Annotated in this window: 23 protein-coding genes; 18 read left to right on the plus strand and 5 right to left on the minus strand. The window is 36.7% G+C overall.

The window, feature by feature from the left end; translation table 11 throughout:
• Nucleotides 1-42: 42 nt before the first annotated feature.
• From rpmH to TH67_RS06915, 16 genes are all read left to right on the plus strand, one after another.
• Nucleotides 43-177 (plus strand): 50S ribosomal protein L34, encoded by a 135-nt coding sequence (gene rpmH / locus TH67_RS06840; RefSeq protein WP_002940373.1) that lies wholly within the window; start codon nucleotides 43-45, stop codon nucleotides 175-177.
• On the plus strand, nucleotides 165-500 hold the full coding sequence (rnpA, locus tag TH67_RS06845; protein WP_072594909.1) for a ribonuclease P protein component: 336 nt from the start codon (nucleotides 165-167) through the stop codon (nucleotides 498-500). Before rpmH ends, rnpA begins: the two co-directional genes overlap by 13 nt.
• Nucleotides 497-838 carry a membrane protein insertion efficiency factor YidD gene (gene yidD, locus TH67_RS06850; RefSeq protein ID WP_072594910.1) on the plus strand — a complete coding sequence of 114 codons (342 nt, stop codon included), beginning with the start codon at nucleotides 497-499 and terminating at the stop codon, nucleotides 836-838. Before rnpA ends, yidD begins: the two co-directional genes overlap by 4 nt.
• Nucleotide 839: 1 nt before the next feature.
• On the plus strand, nucleotides 840-2,393 hold the full coding sequence (gene yidC, locus TH67_RS06855; protein WP_072594911.1) for a membrane protein insertase YidC: 1,554 nt from the start codon (nucleotides 840-842) through the stop codon (nucleotides 2,391-2,393).
• Nucleotides 2,393-3,454 carry a Jag N-terminal domain-containing protein gene (locus tag TH67_RS06860; RefSeq protein WP_072594912.1) on the plus strand — a complete coding sequence of 354 codons (1,062 nt, stop codon included), beginning with the start codon at nucleotides 2,393-2,395 and terminating at the stop codon, nucleotides 3,452-3,454. Before yidC ends, TH67_RS06860 begins: the two co-directional genes overlap by 1 nt.
• Nucleotides 3,451-4,776 carry a tRNA uridine-5-carboxymethylaminomethyl(34) synthesis GTPase MnmE gene (mnmE, locus tag TH67_RS06865; RefSeq protein WP_072594913.1) on the plus strand — a complete coding sequence of 442 codons (1,326 nt, stop codon included), beginning with the start codon at nucleotides 3,451-3,453 and terminating at the stop codon, nucleotides 4,774-4,776. Before TH67_RS06860 ends, mnmE begins: the two co-directional genes overlap by 4 nt.
• Nucleotides 4,777-4,818: 42 nt before the next feature.
• On the plus strand, nucleotides 4,819-5,406 hold the full coding sequence (locus tag TH67_RS06870; protein WP_072594914.1) for an NAD(P)H-dependent oxidoreductase: 588 nt from the start codon (nucleotides 4,819-4,821) through the stop codon (nucleotides 5,404-5,406).
• A gap of 273 nt (nucleotides 5,407-5,679) precedes the next feature.
• Nucleotides 5,680-7,869 carry a phosphoribosylformylglycinamidine synthase subunit PurL gene (gene purL, locus TH67_RS06875; protein WP_072594915.1) on the plus strand — a complete coding sequence of 730 codons (2,190 nt, stop codon included), beginning with the start codon at nucleotides 5,680-5,682 and terminating at the stop codon, nucleotides 7,867-7,869.
• A 3-nt stretch (nucleotides 7,870-7,872) separates the two neighbouring features.
• Entirely contained in the window at nucleotides 7,873-8,934 is a 1,062-nt protein-coding gene (locus tag TH67_RS06880) for an SDH family Clp fold serine proteinase (RefSeq protein ID WP_021090859.1), read from the plus strand.
• A 1-nt stretch (nucleotide 8,935) separates the two neighbouring features.
• Nucleotides 8,936-9,670 carry a TerB family tellurite resistance protein gene (locus TH67_RS06885; protein WP_072594916.1) on the plus strand — a complete coding sequence of 245 codons (735 nt, stop codon included), beginning with the start codon at nucleotides 8,936-8,938 and terminating at the stop codon, nucleotides 9,668-9,670.
• Nucleotides 9,671-10,243 carry a hypothetical protein gene (locus TH67_RS06890; RefSeq protein WP_072594917.1) on the plus strand — a complete coding sequence of 191 codons (573 nt, stop codon included), beginning with the start codon at nucleotides 9,671-9,673 and terminating at the stop codon, nucleotides 10,241-10,243. It abuts the gene before it with no gap.
• A 22-nt stretch (nucleotides 10,244-10,265) separates the two neighbouring features.
• Nucleotides 10,266-11,798 (plus strand): bifunctional phosphoribosylaminoimidazolecarboxamide formyltransferase/IMP cyclohydrolase, encoded by a 1,533-nt coding sequence (purH, locus tag TH67_RS06895; protein WP_072594918.1) that lies wholly within the window; start codon nucleotides 10,266-10,268, stop codon nucleotides 11,796-11,798.
• An 80-nt stretch (nucleotides 11,799-11,878) separates the two neighbouring features.
• Nucleotides 11,879-12,919, plus strand: coding sequence for a peptide-methionine (R)-S-oxide reductase MsrB (gene msrB / locus TH67_RS06900; RefSeq protein ID WP_072594919.1), 1,041 nt, complete (start codon nucleotides 11,879-11,881; stop codon nucleotides 12,917-12,919).
• 73 nt (nucleotides 12,920-12,992) lie between these two features.
• Entirely contained in the window at nucleotides 12,993-13,331 is a 339-nt protein-coding gene (locus tag TH67_RS06905) for a hypothetical protein (RefSeq protein WP_072594920.1), read from the plus strand.
• A 1-nt stretch (nucleotide 13,332) separates the two neighbouring features.
• Nucleotides 13,333-14,523, plus strand: a complete 1,191-nt coding sequence (locus tag TH67_RS06910; protein WP_072594921.1) for a peptidase M50 — start codon at nucleotides 13,333-13,335, stop codon at nucleotides 14,521-14,523.
• Between the two features lie 3 nt (nucleotides 14,524-14,526).
• A complete protein-coding gene (locus TH67_RS06915) occupies nucleotides 14,527-14,820 on the plus strand; it encodes a metal-sulfur cluster assembly factor (protein ID WP_072594922.1) in 294 nt (97 codons plus the stop codon).
• Between the two features lie 90 nt (nucleotides 14,821-14,910).
• Here the strand turns inward: TH67_RS06915 and ftsZ are convergent, their stop codons facing one another.
• The 4 genes from ftsZ to TH67_RS06935 all read right to left on the minus strand — a co-directional run bounded on the left by ftsZ (nucleotide 14,911) and on the right by TH67_RS06935 (nucleotide 19,683).
• Nucleotides 14,911-16,050: a cell division protein FtsZ gene (gene ftsZ / locus TH67_RS06920; RefSeq protein ID WP_072594923.1), complete on the minus strand. Its 1,140-nt coding sequence runs from the start codon at nucleotides 16,048-16,050 to the stop codon at nucleotides 14,911-14,913.
• A 14-nt stretch (nucleotides 16,051-16,064) separates the two neighbouring features.
• The gene (ftsA, locus tag TH67_RS06925) at nucleotides 16,065-17,492 is read right to left on the minus strand and encodes a cell division protein FtsA (protein ID WP_072594924.1); all 1,428 of its coding nucleotides are present in this window, start codon (nucleotides 17,490-17,492) and stop codon (nucleotides 16,065-16,067) included.
• Nucleotides 17,493-17,498: 6 nt separating this feature from the next.
• Nucleotides 17,499-18,956, minus strand: coding sequence for a peptidylprolyl isomerase (locus TH67_RS06930; RefSeq protein WP_072594925.1), 1,458 nt, complete (start codon nucleotides 18,954-18,956; stop codon nucleotides 17,499-17,501).
• Nucleotides 18,957-19,095: 139 nt separating this feature from the next.
• Complete coding sequence (locus tag TH67_RS06935) at nucleotides 19,096-19,683, minus strand: class II aldolase and adducin N-terminal domain-containing protein (protein ID WP_072594926.1); 588 nt, start codon at nucleotides 19,681-19,683, stop codon at nucleotides 19,096-19,098.
• Between the two features lie 127 nt (nucleotides 19,684-19,810).
• Here TH67_RS06935 and rsmH point away from each other — a divergent pair, with 127 nt between their 5' ends.
• Complete coding sequence (rsmH, locus tag TH67_RS06940) at nucleotides 19,811-20,734, plus strand: 16S rRNA (cytosine(1402)-N(4))-methyltransferase RsmH (protein ID WP_072594927.1); 924 nt, start codon at nucleotides 19,811-19,813, stop codon at nucleotides 20,732-20,734.
• Nucleotides 20,735-20,736: 2 nt separating this feature from the next.
• Complete coding sequence (locus tag TH67_RS06945) at nucleotides 20,737-21,030, plus strand: hypothetical protein (RefSeq protein ID WP_021090986.1); 294 nt, start codon at nucleotides 20,737-20,739, stop codon at nucleotides 21,028-21,030.
• 133 nt (nucleotides 21,031-21,163) lie between these two features.
• On the opposite strand, the gene TH67_RS06950 is transcribed toward TH67_RS06945, so the two are convergent.
• A complete protein-coding gene (locus TH67_RS06950) occupies nucleotides 21,164-21,667 on the minus strand; it encodes a hypothetical protein (RefSeq protein WP_072594928.1) in 504 nt (167 codons plus the stop codon).
• Nucleotides 21,668-21,680: the final 13 nt, after the last annotated feature.

Here is a 21,680-nt window from a genome sequence, read left to right on the forward strand (position 1 = left end):
TTTGATAAAATCCCACTTTTTACATTAACTTTAAGGATAGAAATGAAAAGGACTTATCAACCTCATAAAACCCCTAAAAAACGCACTCACGGCTTTCGCTTAAGAATGAAAACTAAAAATGGCCGAAAGGTAATAAACGCTAGACGCGCCAAAGGTAGAAAAAGATTGGCTGCTTAGCTGGTTTTGAGTCGTTGAGCGGCTCAAAAGAATTCTCTCAAGTTTATAAAGAGGCTAGCAAGTGGCATTGTGATGCTTGCATTGTTTTTTATAAACCAACAAATGAAAAAAAAATAGCAGTAGTTGCTAGTAAAAAAGTAGGAAAAGCGGTAGTTAGAAATAGAGCTAAAAGACTTTTGAGAGCCGCTTTTTTTAACATTTCTAGTGAATTAAAAGATGGCACATATATTATGATCGCAAAAAATGGAATTACAGAAATTTCATTTGAAAAAATTTGTAAAAATTTAAGTTGGTCTACAAAAAAAATGGGATGTTTAAAATGAAAAAAATTGCGATTAAAGCTATCGCTTTTTATCAAAAATATATTTCCATACTTCTACCAAAAAGCTGTCGCTATTACCCGACTTGTTCACAATACGCGATTTGGGAATTTCAAACAAATAGTTTTTTTTCTGCTTTTTTTGCAACCTTCATGCGAATTTTAAGATGTAATCAGCTTTTTAAAGGCGGTATCAACTACCCAATCATCTACAAAGAATTTAACTTATGTTTTATATCTCAAAAAAGTGATACCAAAAATGTAAAATTTTGGTTTGTCCCTTGTCAGAATAGTAAATTTTATGTCGTAAAAGTATTAGATAAATTAAAGGAAAAAAATTAAAATGGAACAGATGTCTATGCAAAAAAGGTTGCTTCTTGCAGCACTTTTATCTATTGTTTTTTTTATAGTGTATGATTTTTTTATGCCAAAAAGAGTGATGACTGAGCAAAACCAAACTACAATGTCCCAAACAATAGATCAAAATAAAGCTCCAAATATAAATCAAAATACACCAAAATCAAATGAAAATTTAGCTTCAAATGAGATAATCGCTACTATCAAAGGTCAAAGCTATGAAGCAAAGATAGATAAGCTAGGAAGAATTTTAAAATTCTATCTAACCGAAGATAAGTATAAAACAGAAGATGGTAACAAAATCGAGCTTGTTTCGCAAAATCCATTGCCACTTGAGCTTAGATTTAACGATAATACGCTAAATGCCGATGCTTTTAAGGTTGCATATAGTAGCGATGCTAGCGAGATAGATGTCAGCAGCGAGCCTAAAACCATAAAACTTACTCAAAATTTAGATGGCGTTACAATTACAAAAAATATCAAATTTTATCCAAATGGTCGTTATGAGGTTGAAGTAAATTTAAGTAAAAGCGTTGATTATTTTATCACTCCTGGCTTTAGACCAAATATCGCGGTAGATAGCTACACAGTTCATGGCGTTATGCTTAGAAATACAGACGATAGTCTAAACATCATAGAAGATGGTGATGCAAAAGAGATTAAAAACTATGCAAATACAACTATAGCAGCCGCATCTGATAGATACTATACGACGCTATTTTACTCATTTGAAAAGCCATTTGAAGTAGCCGTAGACAAAGATTCTAGCAATAATCCTATTCTTTTTGTAAAGGCAAATGATAATTTAAAATTAGGTGCATATATCGGACCAAAAGAGCATAAAATTTTAAGCTCAATGGACGAGAGACTAAACGACGTTATTGAGTATGGTTGGTTTACATTTATAGCAAAACCGATGTTTGCATTTTTAAATTTCTTACATAATTACATTGGCAACTGGGGCTGGGCTATAGTTGTGCTAACACTTGTTATAAGGATAGTTTTATTCCCACTTACATACAAGGGCATGCTATCTATGAATAAGCTTAAAGAGCTTGCTCCAAAGGTAAAAGAGCTTCAGGCAAAATATAAAGATGACAAGCAAAAGATGCAAGTTCATATGATGGAGCTTTATAAAAAACATGGTGCAAATCCAATGGGTGGATGCTTGCCGATCTTGCTTCAAATTCCAGTATTTTTTGCGATCTACCGTGTTTTACTGAATGCGATCGAGCTAAAAGGCGCTCCTTGGATACTTTGGATACACGATCTTTCAGTAATGGATCCATATTTTGTATTACCTATTTTGATGGGTCTAACTATGTTTTTACAGCAAAAACTTACACCAACGACATTTACTGATCCTATGCAAGAAAAGGTGATGAAATTTTTACCTCTTATATTTACATTTTTCTTCGTGACATTCCCAGCTGGTCTTACACTTTACTGGTTTGTGAATAACGTTTGCTCGGTTGTTCAGCAAGTATTTGTAAATAAACTTTTTGAGAAACATAAAAAAGCTGCGGAGGTAAAGGCTTAATGAAAATAGAAGCAAATACCCTTCAGGAGGCATTTCAAAAAGCAGCCGAGCAGCTTAACTGCTCAGTAACTCAGCTTGATATAAAAGTTTTACAGCATCCAAGTAGTGGTTTTTTGGGATTTTTTAAAAGAAGTGCGATCATCGAAGCAAATTTAGAAAATCAACCAAAACCACAACACAAGCCAAAAAATGATAAAAATTTTGTTAAAAAAAATGATGAGAACGAGTCTATAAAAGAAGATAAAAAGCAAGCTAAAAAACACGATCATAGCGATAAAAAGCGAGGCCCTAAAAAACATAGAGATGAAAAAAACGAAACTAAATTTGAGCAAAAAGAGCATAAAAATGAAAAGCCAAATTTAAGTGAAAAAAACGAAGCTCTAGCTAAAGATGCATTTGCTCAAAAGAGCGAAGAAGAAGCTGAACTAGGATATGTGATAAAGAGACTTGACGAGCCAAAAGAAATAAAGGAGCCACAAGCTAGCAAAAATGCTCCTAAAAATATTTTAGATAATTCTATTATTGAAAATTTTAACCAAACTGATGAAGAGAGTGCAGCTCAAGCTTTACAAAAAGAAAAAAAAGAAAAAGCAGCAATCGACTTTGATAAAATTTTACCTGAGATCAAAGATGGCATGAACCGTCTTTTTAAGGCAAGTTGTTTTGATATTAGTAAAATTGAAGTTAACAAATTTGACGATGAAACGGTGCTTATAGAGCTTGATGGAGCTGATGCGGCTCTACTTATAGGTAAAGAAGGTTATAGGTATAAAGCGATATCTTACATGCTTTATAACTGGCTAAACTCAAAATACAACCTTGCTATCCGTCTTGAAATCGCGCAATTTTTGCAAAATCAAGAAGCGATGATGGATCAGTATCTAAATGGCGTGATCGAGCGTGTGCAAAATAGTGGCAGAGCTCAAACAAAGCCACTTGACGGGGTTTTGGTCAAGATCGCACTTGAGAAGCTTCGCGAGAAATTCCCAGATAAATATGTCGGCATAAAAAGCGGCAATGACGGCAAATTTGTCGTCGTAAATGACTTTTTCAAAAAATGAGTGAAACAATTGCAGCCCTTGCCACAGCTTATGGCATCGGCTCAGTTTCTATCGTAAGGCTTAGCGGCAAGGACGCCTTGGCCACCTCTTTAAAACTTCTTAAACTTTCAAATTTAGAGCCAAGATACGCGAAACTAGTCAAAATTTACTCCCTTGATGATGAAATTTTAGACGAGGGCATTGTTATATATTTTAAAGGCCCAGCAAGCTTTACAGGCGAGGATATCGTCGAATTTCAAACTCATGGTGGCGTTATGGTGAGTGAGAGAATTTTAAACGAGTTAATAAGAGCTGGTGCTAGGCTTGCTATGCCAGGCGAGTTTAGCAAGCGAGCATTTTTAAATGGCAAGATGGATCTAGCTAAGGCTGAGGCTATGCAAGGGCTCATTACTTCAAAAAGCGAGATCGCTGCTAAAATTTTGACCCGCCAGATGCAAGGCGATCTTAGTAAATTTGTAGGCGAGATCAGGGGTGAAGTGGTCAAAACTCTTGCCTTTGTTGAGACGATGATTGATTATGCTGATGATGATCTGCCTGCAAATTTACTAGAGCAGACCAAGCAGATGCTTTTTAAAAATAGCGAGAAACTAGAGCGCATAGCCACACTTAGCGAGCAAAGAAGAGGCCTGATAGATGGCTTTAAGATCGCTATCGTTGGTAAGCCAAATGTTGGCAAAAGCTCTATTTTAAACTCGTTTTTGGCATACGAGAGAGCGATCGTTAGCGACGAGGCGGGCACGACCAGAGATAGAATAGAAGAAAATTTCAAGATCGGCTCACATCTAGTTCGTATAATAGATACCGCTGGCATAAGAAAAAATGCTGGAAGGATCGAGCAAATCGGCATAAATTACTCAATCTCAGCTATAAATGAAGCCGACATCATCCTAGCTATCTTTGATGGCTCAAATATAAGCGACGAACAAGACAAAGATATAATTAGGCTCGTTTCTAACTCAAGTAAAAAAGCCTTTTTTATCCTAAACAAAAGCGATCTAGCGTTTAAATTTGATATAGAGCTAGAAGGTGCTATCAAGATTTCAGCAAAAAATGATACGAGTGTAGTTTTAAAAGAGCTTGAAAGTTACCTCAAGACGCAAGACACTGATGAGATCATGCTAAGCTCAAATCGCCAAATTTTAAGCTGCAAAGAGGCGAGCAAGGCTTTAAAAAGAGCGTTTTTAAGGCTTAGTGAAGAGGAGCTAGAAATTTTTGCTTATGAGCTAAATGCCGCTATAAAGGCACTTGCAAGCATCACAAAGCCATTTGAGAGAAGTGAAATTTTAGACGAGATGTTTAGCCATTTTTGTTTAGGAAAATGATAGTTTTTTTGGTTAAAATTTTCGTTTTCTAAAGGAGAGAGAATGAAAATTTTACTTATAAATGGTGGCAAAAAATTTGCCCATTCAGATGGCAGGCTAAATCAAACACTTCACGATCTTGCGTGCGAGAATCTCGCAAAAATGGGTCACGAGATAAAGCAAACCGTGATAGATCATGGCTATGATATCGAGGCTGAAGTTGAGAAATTTCTCTGGATGGACGCCGTAGTTTGGCAGATGCCAGCTTGGTGGATGGGTGAGCCTTGGATAGTGAAAAAATATATCGACGAGGTCTTTACCGCAGGCCACGGCAAGCTTTATACGAGTGATGGTAGGCACAGGGTCGATCCAACTAAAAACTACGGCAAAGGTGGCTTACTAAACGAGAAGAAATTTATGTTAAGCCTTACTTGGAATGCCCCAGCTGAGGCATTTAGCGATCCAAATGAGTTTTTTGATGCGCGTGGGATCGATGGGGTTTACTTTCATTTAAGAAAGGCAAATGAGTTTTTAGGCATGAGGCCGCTTCCATACTTTGTCTGCTACGATGTTATCAAGATGCCAGATGTGCCAAGAGATCTAAAAGAGTACGAAGCGCATCTTGAAAAAGTTTTTAAAAATACGAAATAGAAATTTAAATATAGAAACAAAACTGCAAATATGAATAAAAGTGGCAACAAAATAGCTACGAGCTAGGTTTGAAAATTTTGCCACTTTTTGTTGCTATGCTAGTTAAAATAAAACACTGGCATAAATTTTTAAAAATGCTACTACAAAAGGCCTTATCAAAGTAGGCAAAATTCTCTCGATAATGCTTTATTCTGCTAAATTTCAAAAGGCTTTTTAGTAACTTTTTATAAGCAAGATTGTAAAATGGCTTAAAATTCTTAAAAGGTTACATCAATGGATAAAGCTACCATACAAGCACATAAAATTAGCGACGAAGAGTATGAGGAGATCTTAAAAATTTTAGGACGCGAGCCAAATTTACTAGAGCTTGGCATATTTTCGGCGATGTGGAGCGAGCACTGCAGCTACAAATCAAGCAAAAAATACCTAAACGGCTTTCCAACAAAGGCACCTTGGGTCATTCAAGGACCTGGTGAAAATGCTGGCGTCATCGACGTTGGCGACGGGGTTGCAGCTGTGTTTAAGATGGAGAGTCACAACCACCCAAGCTTTATCGAGCCGTTTCAGGGCGCTGCAACTGGCGTTGGTGGAATTTTAAGAGATGTCTTTACGATGGGCGCAAGAGTCGTTGCGAACATGAACTCGCTTCGTTTTGGCGAGATAAGAGGCGAGGGCGAGCTAGCCAAAAAGCATAGATATCTGCTAAAAGGAAGTGTCGCTGGCATAGGACACTATGGCAACTGCATGGGTATCCCAACGATCGGTGGCGAGACTACCTTTGATCATAGCTTTAATGGCAATATCCTAATCAACGCTTTCGCGCTTGGACTTTGCAAAAGTGATGAAATTTTTTACGGCAAGGCTGAAGGCGTGGGCAATCCAGTCATTTACGTAGGCTCAAAGACTGGCAGAGACGGACTTGGTGGCGCTGTGATGGCGAGCGATAGCTTTAACGATGAGAATAAATCACTTCGCCCAACGGTACAAGTAGGCGATCCATTTGCCGAAAAGCTACTTATGGAAGCTTGCTTGGAGCTCTTTAAAAAAGACTACATCATCGGCATCCAAGACATGGGCGCAGCAGGACTTACAAGCTCTAGCTTTGAGATGGCTGGCAGAAGCGGCAGCGGCATGAAGATGTATCTAGAGCGCGTACCGATGCGCGAAGTTGGCATGACGCCTTATGAGCTGATGCTAAGCGAGTCTCAAGAGCGTATGCTAATATGCGCTAAAAAAGGCTATGAGCAAAAAGTGCTTGAAATTTTTAGAAAATGGGATCTTGACGCTGAGATCATCGGCGAGGTCACAAGTAGTGGTGTGATGCAGCTTTACTGGCATGGTGAGCTTGCAGGCGAAATCCCTATCGGTCCACTTAGCGAGGCAGCTCCGGTGCTTGATCGTCCAGTCGCACGTCCAAAATACCTTGATGAGATAGCAAATTTACAAATACCAAATAATGTTGATAACAAAACTGCGTTTTTCAAGCTTTTAAAAGAGCCAGAGGTGCTAAATAAAAGCTTCATCTACGACCAATACGACGCAAATATCCAGACAAATACGATAAAACAGCCTGGTTGCTTGGGCGCTGCAAGTATCAGAGTAAAAGGCACTAAAAAGGCCGTCTCTATGGCTGCTCAGTGCGATCCTAGAGCAAATTTCGTTGATCCAAAAATTGGCGCTGCAAGAGCCGTCGCTGCAGCTGGTAGAAAGGTAGCGATGAGCGGCGCTGTGCCACTTGCGATCACCGACTGCTTAAACTACGGCAACCCGCAAAATCCAGAGGTTATGTGGCAGTTCAAAGAGGGATGTGAAGGCATAAAAGAGGCTTGCCGTGAGCTAAATACACCAGTTGTTAGTGGTAACGTGAGCCTTTATAACGACACTGACGGCGTTAGCGTCTATCCAACGCCAGCCATCGTCACGGTTGGTGTAAATGAAGATGCAAATTTAAATCTAAAAAGCACATTTTTAAGCGAGGGTATGGCGATTTACCTACTTGGTGAGACAAGCGGTGAATTTGCAGCTTCGCTTTACGCAAAGGCGCTATTTAACGTGGTTGGTGGTAAGCTAAAAGAGGTTGATTATAAAGCCGAGAGAGCTCTTTGGGACCTAGTGATAGAGGCAAATAAAGAGCAAATTTTAGAGTTTGCAAATAGCGTAGGCGTAGGCGGTCTTGCTATCACGCTAGCAAAAATGGCTAGCATCTCAAACATCGGCGTAAACTGCGAGGCGAAATTTAAAGAGCCAAATTTTATCTTTGATGAGAGCTTTTCAAGAGCAGTTGTGGGAGTAAAAGACGAGGCTAAATTTGAAGCGCTTGCTGCTAAATTTGGCGTGAAATTTAAAAAGATTGGCGTTAGTGGTGGTAGAAGATTTAAACTAAATGATATCGATGAGAGCATGGATGAGATAAGAGAAATTTATCTAAATGAGTTCGCAAAAATCGTTAGAAAAGAGGATTAAGAAATGGCTTTAAAAAAGAGCAAGGTCGCTGAGGCTGAAAATGAGCAAAAGGAAACAGAACAAGTTGAAAAACGAGGCGTAGCAAAGCCGCCAGTGCTTTTTAGTAAGACACAAAATTTAATAAAATCGATCGAAAAAAGACTAAACGCCACCTTGATAACTTACTATAATTCAAATGCTGGTAGCGTTTGCGGCAATGATGCGAGTGCTATGTATGAAATTTTAAAGGGTAAAAAGATAGATACTGCTTATCTTTTTATAAAAAGTGATGGTGGAAGCGGTATCGCCGCTCTTAGGATCATCACTACACTTAGAAATTACTGCAAAAATTTAATAGCTCTAATACCTGCAAACTGCGCCTCGGCTGCTACTATGATGGCACTTGGAGCAAATGAGATCGTCATGGGCCCACTTGCCTATCTAACACCTGTTGATACTTCACTCAAACACGAGCTTAGTCCGACAAACAAAGGCAATGAGCTTGTGAGCGTTTCGATGGATGAACTTAGTCGTGTGGTCAAACTTTGGAAAGAGCAAGATAAAGATAGGCCAAACGACACAAACCCTTATAATTCGCTTTATGAGTATATTCATCCGCTAGTCTTTGGTGCGGTTGACCGTGCTAGCTCGCTATCGCTTAAGATTTGCACCGAGCTTCTTAGGTACCACATCGATGATGATAAAAAGATCGCAGAAATTTCTGAAAGGCTAAATGGCGACTATCCAGCTCACGAATATCCGATCCTCTTTAGAGAGGCACACGAGATCGGCCTTCATGTAAAAAAGATGGATGATGATCTAAATGAAATGCTTCAGGAGCTAACGCTACTTTACTCTGAGATGGGTCAGCGAGCTTTTACTGACTACGATGAAAATAGCTACCATGATAACAATATTGCAAACATCATCGAAACAAATGGCAAGCAAATTTACTATCAGATAGATAAAGACTGGTTTTACCGCCCTGAAGAGCGCCGCTGGAATGTGATGAATGACGAGAGCTCTTGGCGTAAAAACGAGCTAGTAAATGGCAAAATAAAAAATACTATCTATCACTTGTGGTAATATGTCTGGAGTCCTGTTTTTACTGATATTAGGCGGTGCGATATTTCTCTTTATGAATGTCCAAATAGGTAGTAACCGCAAAAAACAAGCAGATGTAGATGAGGCTAAATTTCTAGTCTCACTGCTTGCAAAAGTAGCTAAAAGTGACGGCAGAGTTAGCGAGCTAGAGGCTAGGCTGATCACTCAAGTGCTAGATGATCTAAGCCAGAAAGTTAGCGGCGTTAGCGGTGTGCGTGAGTATCTAAAAGATGTCTATAACAGTCAGAAAGAAAATGTAGATAACGCCTACGAAACCGCTAGGAACTATAAGAGTGCTTTTAATCTAAACTACGATATATGCGTCGCTAGGCTCACATTTTTTCTAAATTTAGCCTACATAGATGGAGAATTTAACAAAAGCGAGCAAGATGTTATAAGAAATATCGCTTATGGATTTGGCATTGATAAAGAAACGCTTGATGAGATCATCTTTAAATTTGATAGTTTTTATGGCTCAAGATTTGAGGCAAATACTGATAAAGTAGTCCAAGAAAAAGATACGTTTGAGGTTTTAGGACTTAACAAAAATGCAAGCTTTGATGAAGTAAAAGCCCGTTACAAAGAGCTTGTAAGGCAGTATCATCCCGACATTTTAATGGGTAGGGGCGAGAGTAAAGAGGTGATCGAGCGCTCAACCAAAAAGCTTCAAGAGATAAATGAGGCTTATGGGCGATTAAAAGAGAAATTTGGAGCTTAGATGAAGAAATTTATTATTTTGCTGTTAGCAGTGGCTGGCTTTTGTAATGATTTCAAAGTGGTAAATGTCGATGGAAAAGAGATAAAATTTAAGCTTACGCAAAGTGAGCTTTATCGAGATCAAAGGTTGGTCATCAGCAACTACGATGTTAAAGATAGCAATGTGAGCATAATATTTGTCGACAAAGATGGCAACAAGAGCGACATTATGTCAGTTCAAGCAAAAAAATTAAATGAAATTAGTGAGTATATCTTTTCGTATGATCGCGGCATAAAGGTGATGAAATTTAGCTCGAAAAAGCCGATATGCGAGGCGCTTGAGAAAGAGGAATCTATAAATTTAAGCGTATTAGATGCGAGATATTTTGATGGCAATCAAATTTCAAGCTATGCCTTTAGCGTTGATATTGCTGGTCAAAAGCGTGAAAACTTTGTAGAGAGAAAAGACTATTATATAGATGCAGCTGCAAATGTTATGGTTACGCTAGAAGCCTTATCGATAAAGAATATCGCAAAGGATATAAAAATGGGGCAGCTTCTGCTTGTAAAAGGTATGTGTTTAACAAAAAGATAAAAAATTTAATAAAGGAGAAAAAATGAGAGCATTGCTTAGCGTTAGCGATAAAGAGGGCATTGTAGAGTTTGCAAAGGGGCTGGAAGAGCTTGGCTGGCAGATACTTTCAACTGGCGGTACATTTAAGCTTTTAAAAGAAAATGGTATCAAAGCGACTGAAGTTAGCGAATTTACGGCTTCACCTGAGATGTTTGAGGGCAGGGTAAAGACGCTTCATCCAAAGATACATGGCGGCATTTTGCACAAACGTGACGACGCTACGCACGTGGCTCAGGCAAAGGAGTACGGCATCGAGGGCATCGACCTAGTTTGCGTAAATTTATATCCATTTAAAGAGACTACGATTAGGACTGATGACTTTGCCGAGATCATCGAAAATATCGACATCGGCGGCCCAGCCATGGTAAGAAGCGCTGCTAAAAACTTTAAAGACGTGCTCATCGTCACAAGCGTGCTTGACTACGATGAAATTTTAAAGCGCCTAAGAGAGAAAAGCGATGATTATGAGTTTAGAAGATCGCTGATGATAAAGGCGTTCGAGCATACAGCGGCTTATGATAGCATGATCGCAAACTATATGAATGATAGGTTTAATGGCGGTTTTGGTGATGCTAGATTTATCGTGGGAAGCAAGGTTTTTGACACAAGATACGGAGAAAATCCACACCAAAAAGGCGCACTTTATGAGTTTGATTATTTCTTCACAAACAACTTTAGAGCTCTAAAAGGCGAGGCTAGCTTTAATAACATGACCGATATAAACGGCGCATTAATGCTTGCAACTAGCTTCGATGACGCTCCGGCAGTGGCTATCATCAAGCATGCTAACCCTTGCGGCTTTGCGGTAAAAGATAATTTGCTTGAGAGCTACGAGGCTGCGCTTAAATGCGATCCGATCTCAGCATACGGCGGCGTGGTAGCAATAAATGGCACACTTGATGAGGAGCTAGCTAAAAAGATAAATGAAATTTACGTTGAGGTAATAATTGCTGCAAATGTTGATGAAGCAGCTCTTAAAGTATTTGAGAGTAAAAAACGTATCAAAATTTTTACTCAAGACAATAAATTTTTAGTTCGCTCAAATGATAAATTTGACTTTAAGCACGTTGATGGTGGATTTGTATTTCAAGAAAGAGACTATGTAAAAGACGAAGAGCTTGAAAATATGAAGCAAATGAGCAAGAAATTTGCAACTGGTAGCGAGCTAAAGGACGCTCAGATCGCGTGGAAAGTGGCTGCGCTAACGAAGAGCAACTGTGTAGTTTATGTAAAAGACGGCGCAATGGTAGCTATTGGCATGGGTATGACAAGCCGCGTTGATGCTGCTCGTGCGGCCGTGGCAAAGGCAAAAGAGCTAAAGATCGATCTAAGTGGCTGCGTACTTGCAAGTGAGGCGTTCTTCCCATTTAGAGATAGCATTGACATCGCTAGTAAGGTCGGCGTAAAATGTGTCATCGAGCCAGGTGGCAGCATCAGAGATGATGAGGTGATAGAGGCTGCCAATGAGCATGGCATGTCGCTATACTTTACTGGCGTTAGACACTTTTTACACTAAAATTTAGGGGCGCTTGCCCCTTTCTTCACACTTTATAACTTTAATTTTCGTATAATCTTTCAAAAACGAAAGGAGATAGAATGAAGAAGATCTTAAAATTTATCTTAATGGTGGCACTGTTTTTTGGTCTAAATTTGATGGCAAAAGATGAGCTTATAAAGGAGCAGACGATGGCAGGGCAAAATTTAAAAGAAATTTATCTAGCAGGTGGTTGCTTTTGGGGTATGCAGGGATATTTTAAAAAGATATTTGGCGTAGTGGATACAAAGGTAGGCTACGCAAATGGCAAGAGCGAAAATACTAGCTACCGCGAGCTTCATGAGAGCGATCATGCTGAAACGCTTTATGTAAAATACGACGAAAACAGAGTCGCTTTGGCTGAAATTTTGGCTCACTTTTTTAGAGTGATCGACCCGACCTCTCTAAATAAACAAGGCAATGACGTCGGTAGGCAGTATAGAAGCGGAATTTACTATGTGAGCGAAAGTGATCTGCCAACGATAGAGAGCTTTATGAAAATAGAGCAAAAGAAATTTAAAGATAAGATTGTGGTTGAGGTAGCGCCACTTAAAAATTTCGTCTTAGGTGAGGAGTATCATCAAGATTATCTTGATAAAAATCCTTTTGGATATTGTCATATTGACCTAGGTTTAGCTGATAAACCGCTTTACGATGAGGCGAAATTTAAGCCGCTTAGTAAAGATGAGCTAAAGAAAAATTTAAGTAGCGAGCAGTATGCCGTGACGCAAGAAGCAGCGACTGAGAGGCCATTTAGCAGCGAGTATGATAAATTTGATAAAAAAGGCATTTATGTAGATATAACGAGTGGAAAGCCACTTTTCTCAAGTGCAGATAAATTTGATGCAGGATGTGGTTGGCCAAGCTTTACAAAGCCTATCACGACAACAGCTCTTTCATATAAGGAGGACAACTCTTTTATGATGAAAAGGGTCGAAGTTAAGTCTCAAAATAGTGACGCGCACCTTGGGCATGTTTTTGACGATGGCCCAAGCGATAAGGGTGGGCTAAGATATTGCATAAACGGTGCGAGCCTTAAATTTATACCGCTTGAAGATATGGCTGGACTTGGATACGAGGAATTTATACCTTACGTAAAATAGCTTTTGTTGAAGCAAATCAATAGTTTAAAAAGTTTAATCAGAGTATAATTCTCCAAAATTAAAAGGAGAAAAAATGAGCGATTTTTTCAAAAACGCGGAGCAGTTTAATGTCGATGGTGCAACCGTGCCATTTTATAAATTTAATGAAAATGGTGTAAATTTTGTTGGCTTTGACTCACGCCCTTGCGTGCCGCCAGAGCCAATGGTTAATGCATTAATCGCTATTAAATTTGCTGATAAAAATACAAAAATTATGATGCTAAATCATAAATTTCCAGCTGGTCTTATACCAAAGATAGATAAGAGCTTTGATATAGAGCGTGAAGATATAGATGGTGGGGCTGTAAAGATGGTTTTTAGCCTAAAAGACGGCGCAAATATAGAAGACGTAGATACGAGTCTTTGCCACTAAGATGCTTTTAAATACTTACGCACCACCATTTAAGTTAGTTGGTGGATATTTTATTGCTGGAATTTTCTTTTTAGCATTAAGTGTGCCGGCATTCTTTTATGCAGATTTTGATGCGATTAGCTCGCTAAATACAGCTGGTTTTTTGCATATATTTTTTGTTGGCTTTGTTATGAGCATTATCATCGGAGCACTCTATCAGCTAACCTCAGTCATCTTAGAAAAGCCATTTTTTACTGCAAAAGGTGCTATTTCAAATTTGGCTATTTTTTGTCTATCGTTGCTGGGCATGTGCTACGGGATGTTATTTGCTGAGGCTAAAATTTTACAAATTAGTGGAGTTTTGCTTTTTTGCTCACTCGCTTTTTTTGCAACGACTTACGCATTAAGCTTTATGGATAATGAAAAAAAGAGCTTTGCAGCCTTTGCACTTTTTGTTTCAGCTATTTTTTTGCTAATTGGAATAACGCTTGGTTTTTGCTTGCTTATGATACTTGGCGGTACGTTGATGCTTGATTTTGAGATGACACTAAAATTTCACGTTTATTTTGTGCTGGGATTTGTATTTCTTGTGATACTTGGAGCTGCTAGCGTACTCCTACCTATGTTTGCGTTGGCTCATGATCTAAAATTTACACTTAGCAAGGCCTCACTAGCATGCTATATTTTGGGTGGCATCTTACTAGCTTTTAATGAAAATTTGTCTATTTTATCAATATGCGTGGCGGCTTTACTTTTTATAGCTCAAGCGCTTTATATTTTAAAAAAACGCGTTAGAAAGGCGTATGATTACTGGAATGTAAATATCGTACTTTCGTTGGTGGCTTTACTTGGTGCTGCTATTTTTATAGCCTTAGGCAAATTAAATTTAGCTGCATATTTTTTAATATATGGCTTTTTATTTGCTTTTATAATAGCCCATCTTTACAAGATCGCACCATTTCTCATATGGTATCACTACGTAGCACCTTTTGTCGGAAAGGTAAAAGTGCCACTTCTTGATGCCATGATACTAAAAAAGATAGCTTATTTTGGTATAGCTTTTAATGCTATATCGCTTCTTTGCTATCTTCTCTCAACTTGCTTTGAATTAGAAATTTTAGTACATGTAGGTATGATTTTTATAGCTCTTGGTATAGTTTTACTATCAATAAATATAATAAATATTTTTAGATTTACTGGTTTTAAAGGATAAAAAATGAAAGAAAAAATTTATAACGCACTGTCAAATATCGTTGATCCAGAAGTTGGCTTTGATATCGTTTCGCTTGGACTTATATACGATGTGAGCTGCGATGAAAATGGCAAAGCAAAAGTTACTATGACGCTTTCAACTAAATCTTGCCCACTACATGAAATGATACTTGGCTGGGTAGAAACTGCCGTGCTTGATATAGAAGGTGTCAAAGAGTGCGAGATCGATCTTGTCTGGGAGCCTGAGTGGAATATACAAATGGCAAGCGATTTTGTAAAAGCACAACTTGGAGTTTAAATTTTAAGTTTTTAGATTTGAAAGTTTGTAAATTTTTAATAAGCTAGAGAGCAAAAGCTCTCTAGAAATTTTAAGGAGTTTGTTTTTTTATTAGTCCATTTGATGGCGCATAAATGATGGTACATCAAGTTGTGACATATAGTCTTCGTCATATCCACCACTAACTTTTTTAAGTCTTAATATACGCTCTTTTTTTATGATATCGCTTGCAGTAGAAGTTTGTACTTCATCTTTTTTTTCAGTTTCTTTTTGTGAGCTTTGAAAACCTGTGGCTATTATTGTAACTTCAACTTTATTGTCTTCTATTTTGTCATCAGTTGTTGTACCAAATATAATTTCAGCATCTTCATCCGCTGCCTCATGAATAATACTCATCGCATTATTGATATCAGCTAGTGGGCAACTAGGGCTTATTCTAAAATGAACTAAAATACCAAATGCCCCATTTATTGTCATGTTATCAAGAAGTGGTGATTGTATAGCATTTTTTATAGCTTCTTGCGCTGCATCCTCGCCACTTGCTTCGCCAACACCCATTAAAGCTAGTCCTCTATGGCTCATAATCGTTCTAACATCTGCAAAGTCTAGATTTATATCGCTTTTTCCTGAATCAAGTACGATCGTACTCATACCATTGACGGCTCTTGCAAGTACTTCATCAACCATTTCAAAGCTTTCTTTTATGCCAGCATTTTTATCAATTAGTGTTAAGAGTTTATCGTTTGGAATGACAACAATAGAATCGCTTTCTTTCCTGAGCTCTTCAAGGCCACAATCAGCCAGTTTTCTACGTTTTTTTCCTTCAAACATAAAAGGCATAGTAACAACTGCAACTGTTAGCGCACCAATGTCTTTTGCAGCTTGAGCAACTACTGGAGCTGCACCTGTACCAGTTCCGCCACCAAGCCCTGTACCGATAAAAACTATATCTGATGTCTCAAGTGCACTTTTTACTTCATCATAGCTCTCTTCAGCAGCGGCTTTTCCTATTTCAGGTCTCATGCCTGCACCTAGACCTTTTGTTGTCTTTTCTCCAAGCTGTATTTTTGTATGTGCAAGAGAATTTTCAAGAGCCTTAGCATCTGTATTAGCAACAATAAGATCTATATTTAAATTTGGATTAACTCTTATTATATGGTTGACCATATTGCCACCACCTCCACCTACACCTACGACCTTTATCTTTGCACCATAGATGCTTTTATTTTCTTCTACTGTGAAGCTACTCATCTTTGAAATTCTCCTTAAAATAATTGTGTAATACTATACCAAAATTTTGCAAAAGCATTTGGATTTTTTTCTTGTTTACTAATATCTGCAATATTGGCAAGCTCTTCTTTATTTTTTGATTTATTTGCTATCTCTAATTCAAAATCTTTATCAGAAAAACTATCCTCTTTTTCATTTGGATCCTGTACCTCTTGTCCAAAATTTTGTGCGCTTTCTTCTTCCACAAAAACATTTCTAAAATTTGCTTTCGGTTTTGAGGCTATTTCCCCTTGGTATCTCATTTTTTTCTCAGAATCAATCTCGTATGGGCTAAAGTTGCCAGCACCATACAAACAAAGCCCTATAGCACAAGAATTTGCTGGGTCTCTTAAAATTTCAAATAATCCATCCATTTCTTTTGGTTTTGCTATACGAACCGGCATTTTGTCAAATATTGCGGATGCAAGATCTCTAATACCTTCTAACTTAGTCATACCGCCAGTAAGTATTATTCCAGCACCAATGCTATCTTTATAGCCGCTATCTTCTAGCATCTTAGCAAGTACCATAAGGGTTTCTTCTGCTCTGGCATATATAACATTTGATATTATGTCTAGTGAAACTTCGTGGCTTTTTGTTTCATCTCCAAGGATCGGAAGTTCTATTAGATCAACTGACTTATTTATTAAAGCACCATAACCTAATTTTATCTCTTCTGCCTTTGGAAGTGGTGTATGCAGAGCCATAGAAAGATCATTTGTAATGTTTGCTGAGCCAACAGGTAAAAATTCATTGTATCTTATAGAATTTCCAGAATGCACTACAAGATTACAAGTGGCACCACCCATATCAACAAGTGCGGCACCAAGCTCTTTCTCATCTTTTGTTAATGTTGCTATCGCAGAAGCATATCCTGAAAGGACTATGTTATCTAGTTGAACGCCTGCTAAATTTACGGCTTTTCTTAGGTTGCTAATAGATGACTTTTGTACTGTAACAATATGTGTTTGAACTTCTAGCCTACTACCGTTCATGCCTATTGGATCTTCAATATGTTCTTGTCCATCTACTTTAAAATTATAAGGAAGAACATGTAGTTTTTCATACTCATGAGGTATATCAGCTGTATGATCGGCCATTTGCATAGCACGTTCGATCTCTTTTATACCTATTTCATGATTTGGTATATTCACTACACCACTACTGTCAACGCTTTTTGTATACGCACCAGAAATAGAAACTATGACTTTTTCATAGCGTGTTCCTGCAACTCTTTGTGCTTCTATCAATGCATTTTTTATAGACTTTGCAGCTTGCTCAATATTGGTTATAACACCTTTTCTTATTCCTTGTGTTTTTTCAGTTCCAATTCCAATTATCTTAATACCATTTTCATCATGTTGTGCTATTACTGCACAAATCTGGAAAGAGCCGATATCTATACCTAAAATTTTTGTACTCAAGATAAATTACCTTTTGATATATTCTTTAATTTCATAGTATTTTTTTAGTTTGTTTGTTAAATCTTTTATTAACTCATTATTTTTAAGCATCGTAACGTTTTGTTGTGTTATTTGCTTATAGTTATTATCTATATTATCTACAAGCAACCTTTGTTCCAAAATATCGTATATAACGGCCTTATCTTCTAATATAACATAATCTTTTTTGTTGTTAGTTTCAAAAAGTTGAGAAACAAAAGCTCTAGTCTCACTTTCATTTAGTCCTGAGATAGAGCTATTTATATCTCTACTAATAAAGACTATATCAGTTCCTTTGAAATTTTGTAAAGACTCTTTTGCCATAGTTGTTAAGTTTTCTTTTTTCTTTTTATCTTTGTAAATTTCAAGTACCATTGCCCTTGCTTGTTCAAAACTCATAGGTTGTGGAGGAGTTATACTTTTTACCCTGACTATCAAATATCCATCTTTATATGTAAATGGTTTTATAACCTCACCAACTTTCGCCCCTTTTATTTCATCAAGTGAGAATGTCGCATTATCTTCATTTATACTAACAAATTCATTTGTTGCAAGCTCAGCTTTTTTGATAGAGGTATATTTTTTTAAAGCATCGGTCTTGCTTTTCTCAATATTGTAGTCTTTGATAACTTCAGTCTTTACTTCGTTAAATGATTTGATTTTATCATCCGAGCCTTTATATCTCTCCTTATTTTCGTTATAGTAGTCACTCAAAGTAGTTTGATTTACATCATTTTTGTTTGACTCTATAAAGTATGTTTCTAGACCGTATATAGTCTTTGTCATATAGTTGTTTTTATTTGTTTCCCAAAGATCCTTTAGCTCTTTTTCATCTATTCTTATATCACTTTGATTAGCATTTATTATCTGTATTGCTAATTTGTCTTGCACAAAAAAGCTTGCTTCCATCATTTCAATGTCTTCTTTATTGGCTGGTAAATTTAAAATAGTTCTAAGCTTATCAAGCAGTATTGTTAGTTTTAAATTTTCTTCAAAATCGGTTGGGTTTATTCTGGCTCTTCTTAAAATGTCGTAGTATAAATTTTTATCAAAAGCACCATCTTTTTGAAATGTTGGATCAGCGATTATATATTTTAAAATATCATCTTTACTAACACTAAGACCTATATCGTCTGCAAAATTTAATAGTAAATTCTCTTGAATTGTAGCCTGAAGTGCGGCATTTTGTAATCCTAACTCATTAGCCTTTTCTTGAGTTAATTTGCCATCAAAAAGATTATTGTAGTATTGATATAAACTATCGTATTTTTGTTGCAGTTCTTGAATGCTTATATTTCTGTGTCCTACTTTTGCTACCGAAGTGGCTCGATTGCTGTTTAAATCATATGCTCCCCAGCCTACAAAGCCTGCTCCAACAAAGGCTATTGTACTTACCCAAATGGTAACAACTAGGTATTTTTTATGTTTTTGCATCCAAGACAACATTAAATTTTCCTTTAAAAGACTAACGAAATTTGTATGATATATTATATAAAATTGCCTTAAATAAGCTTAAAATAGGGGCTTTAAAAATACCTTTGTGAAGAATTTTGCTAACAATTTTTTAGTATTGTTAGCAAAATTCTTAAATACTATAATCGCTATAACCACTAGTTAAATGAAGCAATTTGCAGCTATTTTCTAGCAAAGCTATCTCTTTTGCAAGAAGCTGAGGGCTTCTACTGTATGCGTAAATGCCATATCCTTTAATGACAATAATGTTTGTATTTTTTTCAACCATATATCTATAAATTTCAGTTTCTGCACGTTCATACCAGTCATCATATTGTTTTGGATCATAAACAGAAATTTTATCAAATCTCATATATCCAAAATAATCTTTCGGTACTATTTTTTCATGTTTCATTGCGTAGGCAGTTGCGTATGGTGGCATCGCGTAGCAAACAAATCTTGCCTCATTTATATTTTTATAAATATTTAAGTGTATATCAGCATCAAGACTAGCTTCATTCCAACGATAGTCTTTTTTTGATGAAAGAAGCGTCAAGTCATCATCTTTTAAATTATCAAAAATGGCATTTTGTTTATTGATTATAAATTGATTTTTTTCGACTCTTGCCGAAATCGAGCCGTGAAAGACGCCAAAAAAATTCTTTCTAAACATAGAAAGTGATATCGTTTTTATCTCATTTATTGAGTGTTCTAGCTCCATTTTTTCTCCTACGTTTAAGCGATTATATTTAAGCTATCTTAAAATTTATGTAAAATTTTGTGTAATGATAGCTTTTTAAGTAAAATTTCGATAAATTTTCCACACTATTTACTATAAAGAGGCAGTGTTGCAAAGTCCACATATCAGTGTTTTACTTGATGAAGTTCTATCTTTTTTTAAAAATTTAAATGGAAATTTTATAGATTGCACGCTTGGATATGCCGGACATTCTAGTGCCATTTTATCTCAAAATGAAAATTTAAATTTAATTGCCTGTGATAGAGATAACGAAGCTATAAATTTTTCACTAAAAAAACTTGAGCCATTTGGCAGTAGGGTTAAAATTTATAAAAGTAACTTCTCTGAATTGACTAGCAAACTAAGTCAAGAAGAAATTTTAAATGTTAGAGGAATTTTGGCTGACATTGGTGTTAGCTCGCTTCAGATAGATAAAGATGATAGGGGCTTTAGTCTTGGCTCAAGCACGCTTGATATGCGCATGGACAAAGAGCGAAATTTTAGCGCATTTGACGTTGTAAATGATTACTCTTTTGATGAGTTGGTTAGAATTTTTAGAGATTATGGCGAGATAAAAAATGCTGCCGGGATTGCGAACAAGATTATAAATGCTAGAAATTTAGGCAAGATAACGAGTGCAAAAGAGCTTGCAAATTTAATAGGTACAGCCCAGATAAAAGGGCGCGGAGTTAGCCCTGCAATACTTGCCTTTCAAGCCATCAGGATAGATGTAAATGGAGAGCTAGATGAGCTAACAAATTTACTTGATAGTATAGAAAAATGTGGGTTTAAAGATTGTCTTGTGGCGATTATTACATTTCACTCGCTTGAAGATAGGATCGTAAAAGAGCGCTTTAAAAAATGGGCTAATAGCTGTATCTGCCTACCTGGTGTTTATAGATGTGAGTGCGGAAATAACCACGAATTAGGCGAAATTTTGACAAAAAAGCCACTAACAGCAAGCCAAAATGAGCTAAAGATAAACTCACGAAGCAAGAGCGCAAAACTGCGGGTTTTTAAGATAAAGGGATAAAAATGCAAGAAAAAGAAGAGCTACTAACGCTTCACGACGAGGAGCAAAAACGTGAGGTAAATTTAAGCTTTAAGACATTAGTGATGGTCTATTTAGCTGTTTTTATAGCTCTAGCTATATTTTTGCCAAAAATTTACATAGCGAATCAAATTTATTATATAAGTAGAGATATAGCGGACATTAGCGGTAAGCGAGATATGCTTTTAGAGGAAAATAGAGCTCTTAATATAAAGCTTGAAAATTTACGTTATAAAAATCAAATTTTAAACAATATGCAAGAGCGCCAATGGAAATAACGAAACATTTAAAGCTTTATTTATTCTCATCTAAATTTTTGCGATTCAATTATATTGGCAAATAATATAGCTATTTTGTATATAACTGCACAAAAATAAAATTAGCTCAATAAACAAAGCCAAGCTTAACTTGCTAATTACTTTCTTTTTGAGAGATTAGCTTTTCATATATATATTGTTCTAAATCTTTTTTTGATATGTCATTTTTTATAGCAGTATTATAAATTTCTTCGACCTTGCTTGAGTATTTTTCGTAGCTAAAATAGGGAAAATGCACACTCCAGGCTTTCTTGATAAGATCGTGGCTTATCTCTCTTCTTGCCCAAACTTTAAACATATCAAAGCCAATGAAAACGGCCGAAGTAACGACAGCAGTCGCTATTATAGATATGTGTGCATCAGTTTTTGCTAAAAAATGATGCGTGATGATTAACAATGGAAATAAAATGACAAAACAGATAAGTGCATAAATCTGATAGAGCTTGATGTGGTTAAATCTAAAATTTAGTTTTGCTCCATCTATTAGCATACCTTCGTTAAAAAGGGCATTTGCTTCAAGCAAATCTCTAAACAAAACTGGCTGTTTTGAAACGAAAAAAACATTTCTTATGATTTTATCTTTTAATTTTTCTTGCATTTTTTATATACTT

This window comes from Campylobacter concisus, from assembly GCF_001891085.1.
GTDB classification, from domain to species: Bacteria; Campylobacterota; Campylobacteria; order Campylobacterales; family Campylobacteraceae; genus Campylobacter_A; species Campylobacter_A concisus_O.